At 54.9% G+C, this 18,974-nt stretch carries 14 protein-coding genes; 4 read left to right on the top strand and 10 right to left on the bottom strand.

What is annotated here, in order from left to right:
- Nucleotides 1-395 precede the first annotated feature (395 nt).
- Nucleotides 396-2,567, top strand: coding sequence for a catalase/peroxidase HPI (katG, locus tag WKJ04_RS05850; RefSeq protein ID WP_337879580.1), 2,172 nt, complete (start codon nucleotides 396-398; stop codon nucleotides 2,565-2,567).
- Between the two features lie 55 nt (nucleotides 2,568-2,622).
- Here katG and WKJ04_RS05845 read toward each other — a convergent pair whose 3' ends face one another.
- Both WKJ04_RS05845 and WKJ04_RS05840 read right to left on the bottom strand, forming a co-directional pair.
- The gene (locus WKJ04_RS05845; RefSeq protein WP_337879560.1) at nucleotides 2,623-3,321 is read right to left on the bottom strand and encodes a class I SAM-dependent methyltransferase; all 699 of its coding nucleotides are present in this window, start codon (nucleotides 3,319-3,321) and stop codon (nucleotides 2,623-2,625) included.
- Nucleotides 3,321-4,235: an NAD(P)/FAD-dependent oxidoreductase gene (locus WKJ04_RS05840; RefSeq protein ID WP_337879559.1), complete on the bottom strand. Its 915-nt coding sequence runs from the start codon at nucleotides 4,233-4,235 to the stop codon at nucleotides 3,321-3,323. The genes WKJ04_RS05845 and WKJ04_RS05840 overlap by 1 nt, the downstream gene beginning before the upstream one ends.
- Before the next feature lie 138 nt (nucleotides 4,236-4,373).
- Between WKJ04_RS05840 and WKJ04_RS05835 the strand changes: the two genes are divergently transcribed.
- Nucleotides 4,374-4,802, top strand: a complete 429-nt coding sequence (locus WKJ04_RS05835; RefSeq protein WP_337879558.1) for an Rrf2 family transcriptional regulator — start codon at nucleotides 4,374-4,376, stop codon at nucleotides 4,800-4,802.
- Between the two features lie 14 nt (nucleotides 4,803-4,816).
- Here WKJ04_RS05835 and WKJ04_RS05830 read toward each other — a convergent pair whose 3' ends face one another.
- From WKJ04_RS05830 to WKJ04_RS05810, 5 genes are all read right to left on the bottom strand, one after another.
- Entirely contained in the window at nucleotides 4,817-5,275 is a 459-nt protein-coding gene (locus WKJ04_RS05830) for a Gfo/Idh/MocA family oxidoreductase (RefSeq protein ID WP_337879557.1), read from the bottom strand.
- The gene (locus tag WKJ04_RS05825; RefSeq protein ID WP_337879556.1) at nucleotides 5,275-5,805 is read right to left on the bottom strand and encodes a Gfo/Idh/MocA family oxidoreductase; all 531 of its coding nucleotides are present in this window, start codon (nucleotides 5,803-5,805) and stop codon (nucleotides 5,275-5,277) included. The genes WKJ04_RS05830 and WKJ04_RS05825 overlap by 1 nt, the downstream gene beginning before the upstream one ends.
- A gap of 3 nt (nucleotides 5,806-5,808) precedes the next feature.
- Complete coding sequence (locus WKJ04_RS05820; protein WP_337879555.1) at nucleotides 5,809-8,193, bottom strand: amylo-alpha-1,6-glucosidase; 2,385 nt, start codon at nucleotides 8,191-8,193, stop codon at nucleotides 5,809-5,811.
- 5 nt (nucleotides 8,194-8,198) lie between these two features.
- Nucleotides 8,199-9,572 (bottom strand): MFS transporter, encoded by a 1,374-nt coding sequence (locus tag WKJ04_RS05815; protein WP_337879554.1) that lies wholly within the window; start codon nucleotides 9,570-9,572, stop codon nucleotides 8,199-8,201.
- A gap of 74 nt (nucleotides 9,573-9,646) precedes the next feature.
- The gene (locus WKJ04_RS05810; RefSeq protein ID WP_337879553.1) at nucleotides 9,647-10,162 is read right to left on the bottom strand and encodes a gluconokinase, GntK/IdnK-type; all 516 of its coding nucleotides are present in this window, start codon (nucleotides 10,160-10,162) and stop codon (nucleotides 9,647-9,649) included.
- 121 nt (nucleotides 10,163-10,283) lie between these two features.
- Between WKJ04_RS05810 and WKJ04_RS05805 the strand changes: the two genes are divergently transcribed.
- A complete protein-coding gene (locus WKJ04_RS05805) occupies nucleotides 10,284-11,285 on the top strand; it encodes a LacI family DNA-binding transcriptional regulator (protein WP_337879552.1) in 1,002 nt (333 codons plus the stop codon).
- A 99-nt stretch (nucleotides 11,286-11,384) separates the two neighbouring features.
- On the opposite strand, the gene WKJ04_RS05800 is transcribed toward WKJ04_RS05805, so the two are convergent.
- From WKJ04_RS05800 to WKJ04_RS05790, 3 genes are all read right to left on the bottom strand, one after another.
- Nucleotides 11,385-13,820, bottom strand: coding sequence for a TonB-dependent receptor (locus tag WKJ04_RS05800; RefSeq protein WP_337879551.1), 2,436 nt, complete (start codon nucleotides 13,818-13,820; stop codon nucleotides 11,385-11,387).
- A 344-nt stretch (nucleotides 13,821-14,164) separates the two neighbouring features.
- On the bottom strand, nucleotides 14,165-17,245 hold the full coding sequence (locus WKJ04_RS05795) for an efflux RND transporter permease subunit (protein ID WP_337879550.1): 3,081 nt from the start codon (nucleotides 17,243-17,245) through the stop codon (nucleotides 14,165-14,167).
- Nucleotides 17,242-18,360 carry an efflux RND transporter periplasmic adaptor subunit gene (locus WKJ04_RS05790; protein WP_337879549.1) on the bottom strand — a complete coding sequence of 373 codons (1,119 nt, stop codon included), beginning with the start codon at nucleotides 18,358-18,360 and terminating at the stop codon, nucleotides 17,242-17,244. Before WKJ04_RS05790 ends, WKJ04_RS05795 begins: the two co-directional genes overlap by 4 nt.
- Nucleotides 18,361-18,470: 110 nt before the next feature.
- Between WKJ04_RS05790 and WKJ04_RS05785 the strand changes: the two genes are divergently transcribed.
- Entirely contained in the window at nucleotides 18,471-18,950 is a 480-nt protein-coding gene (locus WKJ04_RS05785) for a hypothetical protein (RefSeq protein ID WP_337879548.1), read from the top strand.
- The last annotated feature ends 24 nt before the right edge of the window (nucleotides 18,951-18,974 follow it).

Raw genomic sequence — 18,974 nt, 5'->3', positions numbered from 1 at the left:
TCATCAAGTCGGAAAGCGCCCGGTTAACATCCGTTATTTTTCGCATCATGCTGGCAGTACTCCACAAAATCAACGAAATTCCGCTCACTTTCTGCTGTTCATTTTCTTAAACAACAAGTTAACAAAACCCTTCCGCCGAACAAAACATCAGTTTAAATGATTAAAACAATCGCTTTTTATCATTTAGTACTATGAATGCACTACGGCTACTTTTTAAAGGCTGTTTTACCTGAGCTCTGTTACCTCCAGATGTTAAGAGGCTCAGGCAAAAAGCATACGAGTGCTGTGTCGTCTGCACAGCGACCGATAATTCTTGTGCCCGCTGCGGCACTTCAAGGACAGGAACAACGACCATGAAGAAAACCATTCCTTTGCTGTCTGTACTTGCGCTGTCAATGTCGATTGCGCTGCAGGCAGAAACCGCAACCCAAGACACGACCACCAACAGCTTCTGGTGGCCTGAACGGCTGAATCTATCCCCTTTGCGTCAGCATGGCGCCGAATCCAATCCTTATGGCCCACAGTTTAACTATGCTGAGCAGTTCAAAACTCTGGATCTGGACGCCCTGAAAGCCGAAATCCGCACCACCCTGACCACTTCACAAGACTGGTGGCCAGCGGACTACGGCCACTATGGTCCGTTTTTCGTTCGTATGGCCTGGCACAGCGCCGGGGTGTACCGCATTTTTGACGGCCGGGGTGGCGCCAACGGCGGTCAGCAGCGTTTCGAACCGCTGAACAGCTGGCCTGACAACGTCAGTCTGGACAAGGCCCGTCGCCTGTTATGGCCACTGAAACAGAAATACGGCAGCAAAATTTCCTGGGCCGATTTAATGGTACTGGCCGGTACTGTGGCGATGGAAGACATGGGCTTTAAAACCTTTGGTTTCGCCGGTGGCCGGACTGACGACTGGGAAGCCGAGATGGTGGATTGGGGTTCAGAAAAAAAATGGCTGGACAACAAGAGTCGCTATGCCAAAGGCGACTTAGCCAAGCCGATGGGCGCCACCCAGATGGGCCTGATTTATGTCAACCCGGAAGGCCCGAATGGCGTGCCAGACCCACTGGCATCCGCCCAGCAAATCCGTGACACCTTTGGCCGTATGGCGATGAATGACGAAGAAACTGTGGCGCTGATTGCTGGTGGCCACACCTTCGGCAAAGCCCACGGCGCCCATGATCCAAACAAATGTGTTGGTGCCGACCCGGCTGCCGCAGGCCTGGAACAACAGGGCTTTGGCTGGAAAAACAAATGTGGCAAAGGCCACTCGGAAGACACTGTCACTTCAGGCCTGGAAGGCGCCTGGTCGGTCAGCCCCACCAAGTGGACCATGCAGTACCTGGACAACCTGTACGGCTTTGAGTGGGTGAAAACCAAAAGCCCGGCGGGTCACACCCAATGGATCCCAGCCAATGGTCAGGCAGCCAATTTAGTGCCCGATGCGCACGTTGAAGGCAAACGTCATGCACCTATTATGTTTACCAGTGACATCGCGCTGAAAGAAGACCCGATTTACCGCGAAATCACCACCCGTTTCCGTGCTAATCCAAAAGAGTTTGAGCTGGCTTTTGCCAAAGCCTGGTTTAAGCTGACGCACCGCGACATGGGCCCGGCCACCCGTTACCTGGGTAAAGATGCACCAAAAGAAGCGCTGATTTGGCAAGACCCCATTCCGGCTCTGGATCACCCGGTGATTGAAGCGGCAGAGATCAACGCCCTGAAAGGCAAAATTCTGGCCACAAAACTGACGGTACCAGAACTGGTGCGCACCACCTGGTCTGCAGCATCCAGCTTCCGTGGCACTGATATGCGAGGGGGAGCCAACGGTGCCCGTCTGGCCTTGGCACCACAAAAAGACTGGGCTGCGAATAACCCGAAAGAAGTGGCGAAAGTGCTGGCTGCCCTGACCAAAGTGCAACAGGATTTCAATAAAACTTTGAAAGGCGGTAAAAAAGTATCGCTGGCCGACGTGATTGTGCTGGCAGGTTCTGCCGCCGTTGAAAAAGCGGCCAAAGATGCCGGTTACACTGTCACTGTGCCGTTCACTCCTGGCCGGATGGACACCACTCAGGCTCTGACCGATGTGCAGTCTTTTGCCGTATTGGAGCCCAAAGCCGACGGTTTTCGTAACTACTTCAGCACAGACAGCCAGTTACCGCCTGCTGAAGCCCTGGTAGAAAAAGCGCATTACCTGACGCTGACGGTGCCGGAAATGACCGTCCTGCTGGGAGGATTGCGGGCACTGGATGCCAACACGGCGGGCGTGAAACACGGTGTTTTCACCAGCAAGCCCGGCACGCTGAGTAACGATTTCTTCGTCAACCTGCTGGATATGTCCACCCGCTGGGAGAAATCGGCCAAACAAGAAGGCTTGTATGAAGGCTTTGACCGCAAGACCGGTGCGCTGAAGTGGACAGCCACCCCGGTGGACCTGATTTTCGGTTCGCACTCTGAGCTGCGCGCTGTGGCTGAAGTCTATGCCTCAAACGATGCCAAACAGAAGTTTGTCGACGACTTTGTGAAAACCTGGACCAAGGTCATGAACCTGGACCGTTTTGATCTCTGAGTTTGCTCAGCGCTGATAAAGCCGGAGCTCATTGCTCCGGCTTTATTTATGGCAGTTATTCTGCACGGCTTGCACACCAGGCATGCAGCAACCCGGCCTGAAACACAGGCCTGACCTCAGCAAAACCGGCTTGTTGCAACAACAACAGCAGCTCAGAAGGCTCGGATACCTCCACATCGCGTCGGTAACTTTGCATCCATAGCGCTAACTTCTCTGCATCAGGAGGCTGCCCTGTCATCAGTTGTTGCCACAAACTAAGTTGGGCCTGCCACTGCACGTCCTGCTCAGCACAGGCTAAATCGGCATTTAGCAGCACAGCCCCGGGCTTAAACCGACTGGCAATCTGCCGGAAAAAAGCCAGACGCTGTTGCCGCTCGGTCAGAAAGTGAGACACCAGAAAAGCGGTGGCGCCATCAAAGCTGGCCGCGACAGGCAGATCCTGCAGATAACCCAACACAAACTCACAGCGCTGCAGCACCCCGGCGGCTTGTGCTTTTTGCCGGCAACGTTCCAGCATTGCCGCTGCAGGTTCTACCGCGGTAAAACGCCAGAGCGGAAAGCGCTGTGCCAGATACAGCAGCTCTTCGCCTGTACCGACACCAACACAAAGCAGATGCGCCTGTTCAGGCAGTTGCAACAGGCACTGCTCTGCCAGGAAAAACAGCGCTGATTGCAGTGGCGCCAGCCGCAGCCACTGCTGATCGTACCGACTGGCTTGCTGCTCAAAAACCGCTTTTAATTGTTCAGCATCCATCAGGCATGCTCCGCGGCCTGATACTGCAACATCAGGTACCGGTGAGCCGCTCCCCCCGCCAACACCCCTGCCGCTGAAGCCAGCGTGGCGTTGTGCATTGGGCTGCTATTGTCACCGGCGACAAAAACTCCTGGCACCGAGCTGTGTTTCATCTCATCAGCAACAACAACAGGCCCGGTCATTCCGGCCTCAACAGCCAGCCCCAACTGCTCCGCCAGTTGATGGCCAAAGCTGGTTTTTGGCGCCAGATAAACAGCGGCCGCCGCCAGACGCCGTCCGTCGGCCAGCAGCACAGCGTCAATCTGCACCCCTGCGCCTTCCACCGCCACGACGGGGCTGCGTTCAATCTGTACACCGCGTTTTTCCAGCATCATCATTTGTTCGGCATCCGGTTCAAACTGGCCTTGGGTGCAATACATGGTCGGGCCCCAATCCGGCAGTATCGCCGCCTGATGCACCGAATGGGGAGAACTGGCGATGACCACAGCTGGTTGATTACGCAGCTCGTAACCATGGCAATAGGGGCAATGGATCGCCGTTTTGCCCCAGCGTTCAGCCAGACCAGGAATAGCAGGTAAGGTATCCGTCACCCCAGTCGCCAACACCAGGCTTTTCGATGACCAGCTTTGGCCCTCAGCGCTTTCCACTGAAAACCCCCTGGCGGTTTTCTCCGCCCGTACAGCGCGCCCCCACACCCGTTCGACGGTCGGGTAGGCCAGCAGTGGTGTCCAGGCACGCTGCAGGATCTCAGCAGGGCTGACGCCGTCCAGTGTAAAAAAACCATGCGAGTGAGTGGAAAAACGATTGCGCGGCTCCCCTGCATCCAGCACCACAACAGACCGTTGCCCACGCGCCAGCTGCATTGCTGCCGACAAACCGGCAAAGCTGCCTCCAATAACCAGACAATCCAGCATAGTTCCGTACCTCTGTGACGACTTAACTTACGATACATTATAAGTTACATAAAAAATCAAATTCAACTCATGAAACATTATTTGTTTCATGAAAATTCAGCGTACACTAGGCAAAGATCCAACCAGCATCAGAAAAAGATGAGAAAAGACAGCCGTTTATCCCGCATGTTGCATGTATTGGTGCATATGCATTACCAGCAACAACCCGCTACATCCGAGCAGATCGCCCAGATGCTGCACACCAATCCTGTGGTGGTACGCCGTACTATGGCCAGTTTAAAAGCTCAGGGTTATGTCAGTTCCGGCAAAGGCCATGGTGGCGGCTGGACACTGGCCAAACCGCTGGCAGAAATCAGTCTGTTGGATATTCACAGAAGTCTGAAAGAAGGCTCATTATTTACCATAGGGCTGACCGATGAGCACAATAACTGCGCAATAGAACAGGCCGTCAATGCCGCAATTGATGATGTATTGCAGGACGCCGAACGCCTGGTATTGCAGCGCTTCAGCGAAGTGATGCTGGACCAGCTGGCTGCAGGTTTTCCCGGGCCGGCGTCAGCGCAGTAAAAAAAACCTTGGTATTAACGGGTCGGCAGACCTGCAGCCAGATACAGACGGTCTATCCACTGCATTTGTTGCAGTGCATCCTGGCCGCCGGTTAAAGGAGTCGCGCTGCCTCGCAGGCAATCCAGCCAGTGTTTCAGCTGGTAGTAGTAAGTGCTTTCGCCTTCCAGCTGCTCTGTCTGGCTTTGGCCATTGAGCTCCAGACGAATCTGATGGCCCTGATGAGGCGCCACCAGATTAAAGACTTCCAGCTTGCCCTGTGAGCCCTGCAGCTCCAGGTAAGCTTCATGCTGACGGCTTAAATGTTCGGCCATGGAGCAGCCGAGGTAAATCTGCTCACCCGCCGGCCCCAGCAAACGGGCACTGAAACTTTCATCCACACCTTGGGTGTGGCAGATGGCGGCAGCCTGCTTTAGCTGCAGCTCATTGCCCAGTAACTGACGCACCCAGTGCAGCGGGTAACAGCCCAAGTCCATCAGGGCCCCCCCCCCAACGCCAGCTGGTGCCGCAGTGAACCCGCGGTTTCAGCAATACGCACCGAAAAGTTGCTGCGTACTGTCAACAGAGGCCCTAACACACCGGATTGCAGCAGTTGCTGCACCTTGAAAAACACCGGATGGAAGCGGTAGTGGTAGCCTTCCAGCAACAGCTGACCACTTTGTTCCGCTGCCGCCAGCATAGCGCGTACTTGCGCCGCATTGAGTGCAAAAGGCTTTTCGCAGAGCACTGATTTTCCTGCAGCCAGGGCTTTTATACTCCATTCAGCATGGGCGGATGCTGGCAGCGCGTTGTAGATCAGATCGATATCGTCACGGTCCAGCAGCGCCTGATAACTGCCTTCCCAGGCAGCTAACTGGTATTGCTGTGCATAAGCCTGGGCTTTGGCTGCGCTGGACGCGCCGACCGCCCGCACTTCTACTTCACTGGCCAGCAGCGCAGCCGGCTGCAATATGGCTTTTTCTGCAATGCGTGATGCGCCTAATAATCCAATCCGCAGCCTGGTCATGGGTTACGCCTCCAGTGGCAGTAGTAAAGTCAGTTGATAATGATGCCCGGCCTGAGGTTTTGTCAGCCTTAACTCTGGCAATTGATGTCCATCCTGCCACAGTTGCGCCTTGGTCAAACCAGCCTCGCGGCGGATATGCAGTTGAATTTCAGCCCCACGGAATTGCCGTGTCACCTGTGCCGCTGGCCAGTGTGCCGGCAGTTGTGGCTCAATACGCAAATCGTCGCCGTCCCCTGTTAAGCCAAACAAGCCTTCAATCAGGCAGCGATACACCCAATGCACTGTGCCTGTATTAAACAGCTGACTGGAACGGCCAGCGGTGCGGGGCAACTGCTGATAAGCGCCACGGTAGTAATTCGGAATAAACACAGGCAATTGGCCACGTTGGCGCTGATCCGCCTCGTCATCAGACGGCAACATCTGCCGCAGCACCTGATAAGCACGGTCCGCCTCGCCGGCCTGGTACAAGGCGTACAGATAAAATGCAGCGGCATGGTTGTACACCGAACCGTTTTCGGCTGACCCCGGGTATTTCTGCGTGACCCGGCCCACATCTTCCCGCATACCGGTATAAGCTGGCGCCAGCATTTGCGGACCATATGGGGTATGCAATTGCTCGGCCACTGCAGCCAGTAATTGTTGCTGTTGCTCTGGACTGGCCGCGCCACTTAATAAGGCCCAGCTTTGTGGGTTCAGGTAAATACGGCCTTCGTTGTCTTTACGGACGCCAAACACCAGATTGTCATCGGTAATGCCACGGCCATACCACTGACCATCCCACAGATGCGTATTCACCGCCTGGTTAAAGGCATCGGCCTGTTGCTGATACTGCTGTGCCAGCTGCTGTTCCCCCTGCTTCTCGCAGACCTGTGCCCATAACTTCATCGCGTAAGCCGCCGCCAGACTGAGCCAGCCGGACACACCTTTGCCTTTGTAGCCCACCATATTCATCGGATCGCACCAGTCGCCCTGGTCGATGTAACTCAGGTTGCGTGCATCTTTTTTCAGCCAGAGCCAGCCCATAGCCCGGCAGATGTGCTCAAACACCGTGCTTTGTTCGCTGCTGTCTTTGTAGGGCAGACGCTGCTGCAAAATGCCATAGTCATTGGTTTCGTCCAGATAGGCTTGCAGACAGACCGGCAGCCAGATGCACTGGTCTGCATGCGGTACCTGATTGATGTATTTCAACTCAGCGTCTTTGTGCAGCAAAATACCATCCGGCATTTCACCGCTCTGGTGCTGCTGCGCCAAGGCGGTCAAAAAAGCATTGCGGGCAACAGTCGGCGCCAGATAAGCCATGCCCATATTATCCTGCAGGTAGTTGCGGGTTTGCGGGTCTGTGGTCAGGCGGTTGACGTCGCCATGGTAATAGACCTGACGCGCCAGCCAGTGGTTGACAAAATTATCCAGGCCAGCGTCCGGCGTCTGAATTTGCAATGCTGGCTGCAAGCGGTTCATCCAGTTCTGATACTGCTCCACGGCCCGACTGAAACCCTGAGCACAACCAAACAGCTGCTGACGGATGGCCGCCACTTCGGCTTCATCGTAAGCAGGGCCGAAGGCAAAACGGTACTGCTGCTGTTGCCCGCCCGCCAGTTCCAGCCGGTACTGCATGGCACAGACCGGGGTTTCATAGTCGGCGTCAGAACAGCTCAACTCTGCCTGTTGCAGTGCCGAAGGCGCATGCAAACCTCCTTCGCCTTCAAACAGCTGCTGCTGGGTTTCCCAGGCGACTGGCGCCTGTTCGGCCAACAAGAAGGTTTTGTCTTTAAAGTACTTATTCTTAAAGTAATCCGGGTACTTCTGATAGGGCGTGACCGACGAGCACAGCACCGCCTGCAGCTCAGGCCGATAACGTGCACTCTGGTTCATCCAGGACATATAACCCACTGGGAAATAGGGGTACAGACTCAAGCGGCGCGGTCGACTGCCGGTATTTTTCACCGACAAAGCCCACAGTTCCAGCGGCCGATCTGCACTTAACGTCAGCCGCCAGTCCACTTCAATTGCACCGGCCAGCGTCAGTTGCCAGGCAATATCCGTTTTGCCGGCTGAAAACACAAACCGCTCGGCGTAGCGGCGCACCGGCTCATGGGGGACCGACCAAATCTCCCCACTGTCTTCGTCTTTGATATAGACAAAACGGCCGGGGTGGTGCGCGTAATAGGGTTGCTCCGGTTGCATAAAGGTTTTCGCTTCCAGATTCGGCGCATGCGCATATTTGGCCGGCTCCGGCTGCATAAACTGGGCTGTGGCATAACCGCGGCAGTTCAGCTGGATCATCAGCTGTGAATTCCATAAAAAGGCCCCCGCCTGTGGCATGGCGGTTGGACTGAATAATTCATAGCGCTGCCCGTCAGCGCTGGGGCTCATGAGTGGAGTCGTCATAGGTTTCATTCTGTGGGTCCGACCGCCGGTGCGGTTAGTTTTCGTTGTTCAAGTTCATGTTGCATCTGCAACAACTGCGATTCGGTCAGCGGGTAAAACCACATCACGGCCGCGGCCAACAGGGCCACCACCCCAGGGATCACCGAAATCATCAGCAGGATGCCCAGCTGCGAACCGGCATTTTGCTCAGTATTGGCCACATACCCCATCAGCGACAGCAGCCAGCCAATACTGGCCGAAGCGATGGCGCCACCCAGCTTTTGCGAAAAGGTCGCCGCCGAGAAGGTCATGGCCGTCGCCCGGCGGCCAGTGCGCCATTCGTTGTAATCGGCGGTGTCGGCATACATGGAAAAAGCCAGCGGTGACTTAGGGCCCAGCACAAAACCTATGGCCAGGTTCACGGCAAAAATCAGCCCTATCTGATCCGCCGGCACAAAAACCAGGCTGATCGACAACAGACCGGCCAGTGCCATTAACAGCATCATCAGTTGTTTTTTTGGCAGAAAGCGGGTCATTAACGGGGTCGAAGCCGCTCCTAACGCCAGTGCCAGCATATAAGACGACAAGAACTCGCCAACCAGCTCAGGCCGCATCACATAGTATTTAAAGTAATAAACGCCACTGGCGGCCCGCATGGTGATGGTGATCATAATCACCAGCGCCAGTACAAAAAGCACCAGCCAGGGTTTGTTGGCCGCCAGATCGGCCAAATCCTGTTTTATTGGATGGCGCTCAGTTTTCACCGGCTGGATCCGCTCGCAACTGGCGGCAAAGGTCCAGAGGAACAGCAGCGCTGCCGCCACTCCAAACACTGCCATGGTCAGTTGCCAGCCCAGCGCTTCATCGCCCTGCCCCAGCCAGACCACCAGCTTGGGCGTGAGATAAGTCACCAGAATGCCGCCGGTAAAACCACCAATAAAACGGAAACTGACCAGGGTGGTGCGATCCTGACTGTTATTGGTCATCACACCGGACAACGCCGAATACGGAATATTGATGGCTGTGTAAATCAGCATCAGCAGACTGTAGGTGGCATAAGCCCACACCAGTTTGCCGTCAGCGTCTAAATCCGGTGTGCTGTAAGTCAGCACCCCGGCGCCAGCCAGCGGTAAGGCCAGCCACAGCAGGTAAGGCCTGAATTTACCAAAGCGGGTTTGGGTCCGGTCAGCCAGAGCCCCCATTAAGGGGTCGGTAAAAGCGTCGATCACCTTGGTGATCAGCATCATGGTGCCAGCTGCGGCGGCCGAGATACCAAAGACGTCGGTGTAGAAGATCAGTAAAAAGGCTGAGATATTGGCCCAATAAAAGTTAAAGCCTATATCACCGGCACCGTAGCCCAGCTTTTCCAGCCAGCCAGGTTGCTTGTTGATTGCTGTCACCCTGTCTCTCTTTTGTTATGTTGTTAGCTTGTACCATTGCACTTATCACAAAGCGCAACTCCATGATTGCGTTATCAGCCAATCAGTCTGCCCAGCACCTGTTGCAGCAATTGCTCCCTGCTTTGGCTGATATCCAGGATCAGCACATCGGCTTCCTGCTCTGGTTCCTGCATGGTGGCCAGCTGACTGGCCAACATGGACTCCGGCATAAAGTGGTTTTTCCGTTCAGCCAGACGCTGCGACAACAACTCAGCCGAGCCTTTCAGATAGACAAACAGCGGTGCCCAGGCGGCGGCACGGATCTGTTCACGCTGCGTTTTAATCAAACCAGAGTAGCTCAGCACTACAGGCTTTTGCTGCTGTTGATACTGTTTTAACACGTTACACAGGCGGTCCACCCACTGCTGGCGAAGCGCTGCCGCCAAAGGCTGGCCTGCGGCCATCATTTGTTTGCCTTCGGCAGAATGAAAGTCATCGCCTTCCAGGCATTGCCAGCCCAACCGCTCTGCCAGCAGCCGCGCCATAGTGGATTTGCCACTGCCTGCGACCCCCATCAGTACCAGGCTCTGATAACAAGTCTGTTGCTGCATCAAAAATTAAGCTCAAAAATGACGTGCCAAGAGCTTAATTCAGACAAAATGTTAGCGCAACCATTTTGACCATTTCTTTGCTTTCCGTTAAGGTGAATCCGGAACAGCAAGGCAGGATTGCATGAACAGAAAACCCAACCTTAAAGATGTGGCCCAACTGGCCGGAGTCAGCGCCATTACCGTCTCCAGGGTGTTAACCAATCCGGAAAAAGTCTCGGATAAACTGCGGCATCAGGTGGAAACTGCGATTGAACAATTGGGTTATATCCGCAACCACGCCGCCAGCGCACTGGCGTCTAACCGTTCCGGGGTGCTGGCGGTGATTATTCCGTCTTTATCCAACATTGTGTTTAACGAAGTGCTGCAAGGCGTATACAGCGCTGTGAAACAGCACCAGTTGCAGGTGATCCTGGGGGATTGCCATTACTCGCCGCTGGAAGAAGAAAAACTGATTGCCACCCTGCTCAGCCAGTCGCCTGAAGGCATGATCCTGACCGGTACAGACCAGACCGACTATGCCAAACGTTTACTGAAAAACGCCGGTATTCCGGTGGTGCAGCTGATGGAGCTGACCGAACAGCCGATTGATTTAAATATTGGCTTTTCGCATCTGGCCGCCGGACGCGATATGACCCGCCATCTGCTTGAGCAGGGTTACCGTAAACTGGGCTTTATCGGGGCCCGGATGGACCCACGCACCCAGCAACGGCTGACCGGCTTTAAACAGGCGGTTGCCGCCTGGCCTGATGCCTGCCAGACCTATGTAATCACCACGCCACAATCCTCGTCCATCAAATTAGGCGGACAATTGCTGCAGGCCGTTTTGGCTGAATCGGCCGGTCAGTGTGATGCTGTGTTTTGCTGCAACGACGATTTAGCCTTGGGTGCTTTATTTGAAAGCAAACGGATGAATTTGCGGGTGCCGCAGGATTTGGCGATTTGCGGCTTTAATGATCTGGAAGCCTCGGCTCTGGTGGAACCAGGCATCAGCTCTGTTGCCTCACCACGCTTTGACATGGGCAAACAGGCGGTTGAGCTGCTGGTGGCCCGCAATAAAGGCGAAGCCGTGCCAGAAGCGCCCATTGACGTGGGCTATCAGATTATCCGCCGCGCTTCCACCTGAGATCAGGTTCATTCTTTGCCCTCAGGCAAAAAAAAGCACTCCGGCTGGAGTGCAAAACAAGGGCAAAAGCCGCTCCGGTGAAGGAGCGGCAGGCAGGAATTAATCGAAACTGACGCTGAAGCGCACCCCAAAAGTCCGTGGCGACTGCCACATAAAGTTGGGTACTGCATCGCCATGAGTCCGGCCCTGATCGCTTTTAATGTCACGGTCTGTCACATTGTTCACAAAGGCTTCCGCACTCCAGTTGCCGTCTGATGGCTGGTAGTTCAGGCTCAAATCCAGCTTGGCGTAGGCATCCTGGCGGTCAATATCTGCCGCATAAGGCAGGTTGCGGAATCCCTCAGGGCGGTCACCACGGTTGGCCGGGTCAAACCAGACTTCTGACGAGTAGCTGACACGGGCACGTGGTGTTACAGTGGCGCCGCTGTCCAGGCCGACAAAGTGCTCGTAGCTGACAGAGCCGGAAAACTCAGGCGCCAGCACCAGGTGGTTACCACTGAAATCCAGCAGATTCGGCTGCGAAGGCATACCGGCAGACGGGTTAAAGGCGATACCACCGGCACCGTACTTGGAATCTGTGGTCAGGAACTCATCGTAAGTAGCGTCCAGAACAGAGCCGGCAAAGCTCAGCTCGCCATTGGCGCTGACCAGGTACTTGGCTTCCAGCTCCAGACCATTGATGGTGGCTTTACCCGCATTGGTTTTACGCAGCAAATCAGCTCCCGTCGCGGTCACCACGTTACTGGTGACCTGCAGATCGGTGTATTCGGTGGAGAACAAGGCACCAAAAAGTTGCAGGCTGCCGTCAAGGAACAAGCCTTTCATGCCCAGTTCAATGCTGGTGTTTTCTTCTGGCGCCACATAGGCATTGGTGCCTGCCGCTTCGTTATTGTTGGCTGCAATAATGGCGTCCAGATCGGCTTTGGTGAAAGGACCAGTGCCGGTGTATTTGTTGCCGTCCTGGATAGTGCCGGATTTAAAGCCGGTGGCGACCGAGCCATAGAACATGATGTCTTTATTCATGTCCCATTCTAAGCGCGCCATCCCGGTGGTTTTTGACCATTCAGGGCTGGTGTCGTTGTAGGTATCCACCCAGCATTGTCCCGGCTGAACCAGATATTTGTTTGGCGCCAGGCCCCCCAGCAGGTTATCCGGGTCCAGCAGGCCAACATAATCCGTGTTTGGCTCCATGGTTTCCGTACCTTTTTTCACCGGACACATAATATTGCGTCCGCCCTTGTCCCAACGTTTGTCATTGGTGTACCGTAGGCCAGCACTCACTCGCCAGTCGTCGGTCAGTTTAAAGGTGCTTTGGGCATACAGGCTGTTCGAGCGTAAACCGCGGTCTGGCTGGCGATAGGTCGACCACAGGTTCGGGTTGGGTGTAGTGCCACCTTCATAATCCACGTCCGGGTGCACTATGTCGAAAATAGTTTTGTTGCTTTCATCAAAGAAGAAATAACCCACCATCCACTGCCAGCGGGCGCTGTCTTCGTTTTTCAGCTGCAACTCGTGCTGCACGGCTTCGTGGGTGCAGTCAACACAACCACCCCATTCGTATTTGGTCAGGCTCCAGGTGCGGTCCCATAAGGATTCACGGGAAGAGTCTGTATAACCACCGATATAAGATAATTCCAGTTCGTTTTCAAACACATAGTTAATACGGGTGCGGACAGAATCAATAACAAAGTCATTAAAGCCTGGCACCTGCACATAAGAGCTGCGGTCGTCGCCTCCCGTCAGGGTTGGAATATGGCCAGTGCCCTGATCGGTAAAGTGTTCGTAAGATAAAGACCAGTCCAGTTGGTCAGTTGGCTGGTAATAGGTGCTGAAACGGGCAGCAGCCAAATCGGTCGAGCCGTACTTTTCACCCATGGCTGACCCCGGCAGAAAATCCACCACGCCGTCCGATTGATCCGTCGCAGCGGCAACTCGAAACGCCAGAGTCTCAGACACCGGGACATTCACCATGGCGCGCACGGCTTTGCGGTCATAATTGCCCAGCGTTATTTCAGCATTGCCTTCAAAACCATCCAGACGGGCTTTGGCGGTGTGCAGGTTCACCACACCTCCTGTGGCGTTACGGCCAAATAATGTGCCTTGCGGACCACGCAGTACTTCGGCGCCTTCTAAGTCAAACATCAGCGCCGATGCGCCCTGCGAACGGGCTGAGTAGACACCATCCACATGGAAAGCCACCGCCGGGTCACCACTTTCGGTCTGATCAGAGGACCCTATACCACGGATATACACCATTGGGGTGTTCTGGGTACCGTTTTGCGCAATTTGCAGGCTGGGAACAGCGCCCTGCAAGTCATCCAGCTGGATCACGTGGTTCTTATCCAGCGCTTTTTGATCATAAGCCGTGACCGCCAGCGGAGTCTCTCTTAAGGTCGTGGTCCTTTTGGTGGCAGTCACCTGGATCACTTCAATTTCACGCTCAGCAGCGGCCTGTTGTTCCGCCTGAGCTGAGGCCATACACGCCAGGGCTGCACTGATCAGCAGCGCCGCCTGCGTTGGTCTGAATTCTTTCACTTTTGTCACCTTACCCCGGTCTTTATTAGCGTGATAGCGCTAACACCTGTTGATTTATTTAGAATTTTTAACTGATTTTCTGCATCGCCACTCACAAAACCCAGCCAATACAAGCCTGAAACGTTCAAAAAACCAGCAGAGGTTAAATACCCGGCAATAAATTAACCGACACAAAATGATTGCGCAACCATTTTATATCTGGCGACAATAGAATTGCGGAAGCATATGGATTAACGCTATGAAAAACCTGGATAGCAGCGATGTGTAGTGATTTCTAAAAAACTGATCAATCTGGTAGCGCTATCAAAAACTGCCCGGCTACGTTGCTGCAGCCGGGTTCAGCCTTAGACAACCGCCTGCTCTGCCTGCAGCGCCCGGCGTTTTTGCAGGAACAGCCGGTCCAGTGTCATAAAGACCACTGGGGTCGTCAGCAATGTCAACACCTGGCTGAACGCCAGGCCGCCCACCACAGCCACACCCAGCGGTACCCGCAATTCAGAACCAGTCCCAAAACCCAAGGTCAGTGGCACAGCCCCCAGAATAGCGGCCAGGGTCGTCATCATAATGGGTCTGAACCGCACCAGGCAGGCCTGATGAATGGCCTCTTTGGCCGACAGCCCCTGTTCACGCTGCGCTGCCAGCGCGAAATCGACCATCAGAATGCCGTTTTTCTTCACTATGCCTATCAGCAGAATAATGCCAATCAACGCCATAATGGAGAAGTCCAGCCCCCAGAACCACAACAGTAAAATGGCGCCAATGGCCGCCGAAGGCAGTGTCGACAAAATAGTCAGCGGATGCACAAAGCTTTCGTACAGCACCCCCAGAATAATGTACACCGCCAGCAAAGCCGTCAGGATCAGCAAGGGCTGACTGGCCAAGGACTCCTGAAATGCCTGGGCTGCGCCCTGAAAACTGCCCAGCACAGAGGCCGGCATCGCCAGTTCTGTCCTGGCCTGCTCCAGCGCCTGTACCGCATCGCCCAGTGCGACACCAGCGGCCAGGTTAAACGAGATATTGGCGGACGGCTGCAGCCCATGGTGGTTAATCACCACAGGGCCAGCTTCGGCCGGCAGCACTTTGGCAAAGGCCAATAAAGGCACCAGCTCACCGGTACGGGGAGAGCGCAAATGGAAGTAATCCAGGCTTTGTGCTGTGCCGCGCTGATCCGGGCTCAGTTCCAGTATCACTTTGTATTGGTTAGTCTCAGTCTGGTATTCATTGATCTGACGCTGACCAAAAGCGTCATACAGCGCCTGGTCTAAATCCGCCGCGCTAAAGCCAAGGCGGGCCGCTTCCTGACGGTCTAAATCCAGCCGGACAATATTGGCGTCCCACTGCAAATCATTCGACAGGTCCGTAAAGATCGGGTTTTGCCGCAGCTTGCTGGTCAGTGCGTGGGTCCACTGTGCCAGCTCGTCGCTGTCCAGCGCTTTGAGTACGTACTGGTATTGAGCACGGGAGCCTCGGCCGCCGAGATTAATATCCTGCGCTGAACGTAAAAACACCTGTAAGCCCGGAATTTGACTGAACTGCGGCCTTAAGCGATCGATAATGGCATTGGCATCCGCCTCCCTGTCGTCCGGATCACTTAACACTATCCAGACCCGGCCTGAGCCATTGGATGCATTGCCGCCCACCAGATGATTAAAGCCTGTCACATCCGGGTCGTTGCGCAGTATCTGCTCCAGCTGTTTGTGTTTGGCCAGCATGTCCTCATACGGAATATCAGAAGCTGCCTGCGTAGTGCCAATAATAAAACCAGTGTCCTGCAGCGGGAAAAATCCCTTCGGAATGGCAATAAAACTGCCGACACTGCCCGCAATCGTCAGGAAAAACACTGCCAGCATGGTTTTAGGGTGGTCCAGCGCCCAGCTCAGCACTCTGTCATAGTGGCCGATCAGCCGGTCAAACAGCCCGGGGTTGTCACTGTGATGCGGCGCTTTGTCCATAAACAATGAGGCTAAAGTCGGTGCCAGCGTTAAGCAAACCAGCACGGAAATTAAAATGGCCGCCGCCGCGGTTAACGAGAACTCGAGGAACAAGCGGCCAATAATACCGCCCATAAACAGCAGCGGGATAAAAGCCGCAATCAACGACACGCTGATCGAAATTACGGTAAAGCCAATTTCCTCAGCACCACGCAGCGCCGCTTCTTTTTTGCTGTAGCCCAGCTCCAGATAACGATGGATGTTTTCAATCACCACTATGGCGTCATCCACGATAAAACCAACGGCTATCACAATGGCCACCAGCGTCAGGTTGTTCAGACTGAAGCCCGCCACATACATCACAGCGCAGGTGGCAATCAGCGAAATCAACAGGACAGCGGTCACGATCAGGGTGGCCGACCACTGGCGTAAAAACACCGCCATCACGCCAATCACCAGCACCACGGCAATAGCCAGCGTCAGCTCCACTTCATGCAAAGACGCGCGAATGGTGCGGGTTCTGTCGTTAAACACCTCCACTTTGACATCCGCTGGTAAGGCGGCGGTCAGCTGCGGCAAGGCGGCGGTGATCCTATCCGCTGTCGCAACAATATTGGCACCAGGCTGCCGGCGGATAATCAGCGCCACGCCGGACTCGCCATTCGGCGAAATCTCGACATAATCGTCTTCAGCACCGGCTTTCACCACCGCTAAATCCCGCAGGTACACCGGTGCGCCATTCTGATAAGTGACAATCAGGTTGGCATACTCTTCTGCACTGAACACCTGATCATTGACCGACAAGGTGGACACTTTGCTGTTGCCGTACAAGGCCCCTTTGGGTTGGTTGACACTGGCTTGTTGCACCGCAGCACGAATATCGGCCAGTGTGATACCGGCAGCCGCCAGCACTTCAGGCCTGGCCTGAATACGAATGGCCGGTTTTTGCTGACCGCCAATAAAAACTTCACCCACGCCGTTAATCTGGGTCAGTTGCCGCGCCAGCACGGTTTCGGCCAGATCGCTTACCTGGGTACGGGACAAGGTGGCCGAGGTCACACCAATAATCAGAATGGGGCTGTCGGCCGGGTTGGCTTTACGCCAGGTCGGCGCATTGGGCATATCGGGCAGGCGGCCCTGCGCCTGGTTCAGCGCCGCCTGAACTTCCTGCGCGGCCGCATCAATGTCTTTTTCCAGCACAAACTGCAGCGTAATGCTGACCGAGCCCAAGGCACTGCTGGACGTCATTTCGGCAATACCGGGCACAGCGCTGAGCGCCACTTCCAGCGGCGTTGCCACCGCCGAGGCCATAGTCTCAGCGCTGGCACCGGGTAAACGCGCATTCACTTCAATGGTCGGGAAATCCGCTTCAGGCAAAGGCGCCACCGATAAACGCGGAAAGGCCAGCAAGCCCAGCAGAACTAATGCCAAAGCCAGCAGCACTGTGCCTATCGGATGCGCCATACACCAGGCAAACACGCCTCTGGCTTTCATGGCTGCTGCTCCTTGCTGGCCGCCAGGCGAGGCTCGGCAGTCACCGCCAGTTCAGCACCCGGTTTTAGCCGGTTTTGGCCGTCAACCACCACCTGCTGGCCGGCCTGCAACCCTGAAACAACCGCCAGATCCTGCTCCTGCAACACCAGTTGCACAGGCTGCGTTTTGGCTTTGCCCTGCTCATTCAGCCAGACATAAGGCCCGTCCGGCCCCTGTACCAGTGCACGCAGCGGGACTGTCAGTGCACCTGGCAATTTCTCTTGTTGCAGCGCCACCACCACCGTCTGCTCAGGCCATAACTTGTGGTCTGGATTGGCAAAATCAGCTTTGACACGCACTGTGCCTGTGCCTGCAGCGACTTTGTTGTCCACCACCTGCAACAGCCCCTGAGCCAACAGCTCAGCACCATCCTGCAGAAAAGCCTGGACCGGAACCTGCTGTTGTTGCCTTGTTTGCTGCATCAGTTGCTGCAGCTGGGGCAGCCTGGACTGCGGCAACGCTATTTCGACACTGATAGGGTCCAGCTGTACCACCGAAAACAGGCCAAGGCTGTCGCCGGACCGCACATAGTTACCGGCATCCACATTGCGGATGCCCACCTGGCCTGTGACCGGGGAGCTGATGCGGGTAAAAGACAATTGCACTTGCTGCGCCTGAATCGCCGCTTCAACACTGCGCAACTGGGCTTCCTGTTGCTGCACCAGCGCCTTTTGTTGATCCAGCACTTGCTGTGAAATGGCCTGGGTTGTGCTCAGGTTCAGAAAACGCTGCAGGTCCAGCCTGGCCGACTCCAACTGAGCTTTGATGACCCCATGCTGCGCTTTGGCTTGAGCCAGCGCAGCCTTTATAGCCCGGTCATCCAGCACCGCCAGCAGATCGCCTTTGTTCACCATCTGGCCTTCTTTGACCAGGATGTCCAGCAGCACCCCATCCACCTGAGGACGAATATCCACACTTTGTTTTGGTTTGACCCGGCCTATGCCACGGATCCAAACCTGCATATCCTGCTGTTGCACCAGCGCCGTCCGCACCGGCACTTTAGGCACTTGTTGTGCCTGAACACCACTGATGCCAAGCAGCGCTGCCAGCAGGATCACAGCTCCATTTATCTTCATTCTCCAGCCTTTATTGTGCATTGCCTGAACCTTGGGCCGGTTTTGACCTCAAGGTCACAAAAACCAGCTATGTTTTATTTACTTTATGTTAACCAATAAGGGGTTTAAGGATGAACCCATCGCTGGTTTGCCTGTGCTTTGTTCTAATCAGTTGGCGTTTGGCTGCAGCAGCCTGTTCAGACATTGAAGTCAGACTGAACATGCTGGAGCAACAACTGAAACAAGGTTATCGCCTGAACGAATTACCAAAATTACAGCGACAACAACAACTTTTGTCGAGCCGTCTGCAAAATTGTCTCGACCAGCAGCAGGCGAAATCAGTCCAAAGCAAAAATACCCCCCCGGCAAAATCCGGCGATCTGTCGCAGCTGGCGAAAGGCCGGGCTTTTTCCAGCAGTCACTTGTTGCTGACTGCACCTTATCAGGGTGAACAACAGCAAGCCTGGCTGAAGTTTTACCGCGAGCCCGCACTGTGTTATGGCGTGCGGGACACAGCGCAAATTGCCTGGTGTGCAGAGCAGCGGCAGCAGGCAAAGCTGCAATTTGACCGACAATGGCAGCAAAAACTCGCGAAATCCCCACCCAAATGATAAGCTCCGACCAGTTAGAATATG

Origin of the sequence: Rheinheimera sp. (assembly GCF_037442345.1) — a bacterium.
Taxonomy (GTDB): domain Bacteria; phylum Pseudomonadota; class Gammaproteobacteria; order Enterobacterales; family Alteromonadaceae; genus Pararheinheimera.
Note: the sequence above shows the minus strand (reverse complement) of the source record. Positions and strands in the feature narration are given on the sequence as shown.

Bases quoted from the DNA above. Each gene is read 5' to 3' on its own strand.
- katG (WP_337879580.1), top strand. From the start codon at position 396: ATGTCGATTGCGCTGCAGGCAGAAACCGCAACCCAAGACACGACCACC.
- WKJ04_RS05845 (WP_337879560.1), bottom strand. From the start codon at position 3,321: ATGGATGCTGAACAATTAAAAGCGGTTTTTGAGCAGCAAGCCAGTCGG.
- WKJ04_RS05840 (WP_337879559.1), bottom strand. From the start codon at position 4,235: ATGCTGGATTGTCTGGTTATTGGAGGCAGCTTTGCCGGTTTGTCGGCA.
- WKJ04_RS05835 (WP_337879558.1), top strand. From the start codon at position 4,374: ATGAGAAAAGACAGCCGTTTATCCCGCATGTTGCATGTATTGGTGCAT.
- WKJ04_RS05830 (WP_337879557.1), bottom strand. From the start codon at position 5,275: ATGGACTTGGGCTGTTACCCGCTGCACTGGGTGCGTCAGTTACTGGGC.
- WKJ04_RS05825 (WP_337879556.1), bottom strand. From the start codon at position 5,805: ATGACCAGGCTGCGGATTGGATTATTAGGCGCATCACGCATTGCAGAA.
- WKJ04_RS05820 (WP_337879555.1), bottom strand. From the start codon at position 8,193: ATGACGACTCCACTCATGAGCCCCAGCGCTGACGGGCAGCGCTATGAA.
- WKJ04_RS05810 (WP_337879553.1), bottom strand. From the start codon at position 10,162: ATGCAGCAACAGACTTGTTATCAGAGCCTGGTACTGATGGGGGTCGCA.
- WKJ04_RS05805 (WP_337879552.1), top strand. From the start codon at position 10,284: ATGAACAGAAAACCCAACCTTAAAGATGTGGCCCAACTGGCCGGAGTC.
- WKJ04_RS05795 (WP_337879550.1), bottom strand. From the start codon at position 17,245: ATGAAAGCCAGAGGCGTGTTTGCCTGGTGTATGGCGCATCCGATAGGC.
- WKJ04_RS05790 (WP_337879549.1), bottom strand. From the start codon at position 18,360: ATGAAGATAAATGGAGCTGTGATCCTGCTGGCAGCGCTGCTTGGCATC.
- WKJ04_RS05785 (WP_337879548.1), top strand. From the start codon at position 18,471: ATGAACCCATCGCTGGTTTGCCTGTGCTTTGTTCTAATCAGTTGGCGT.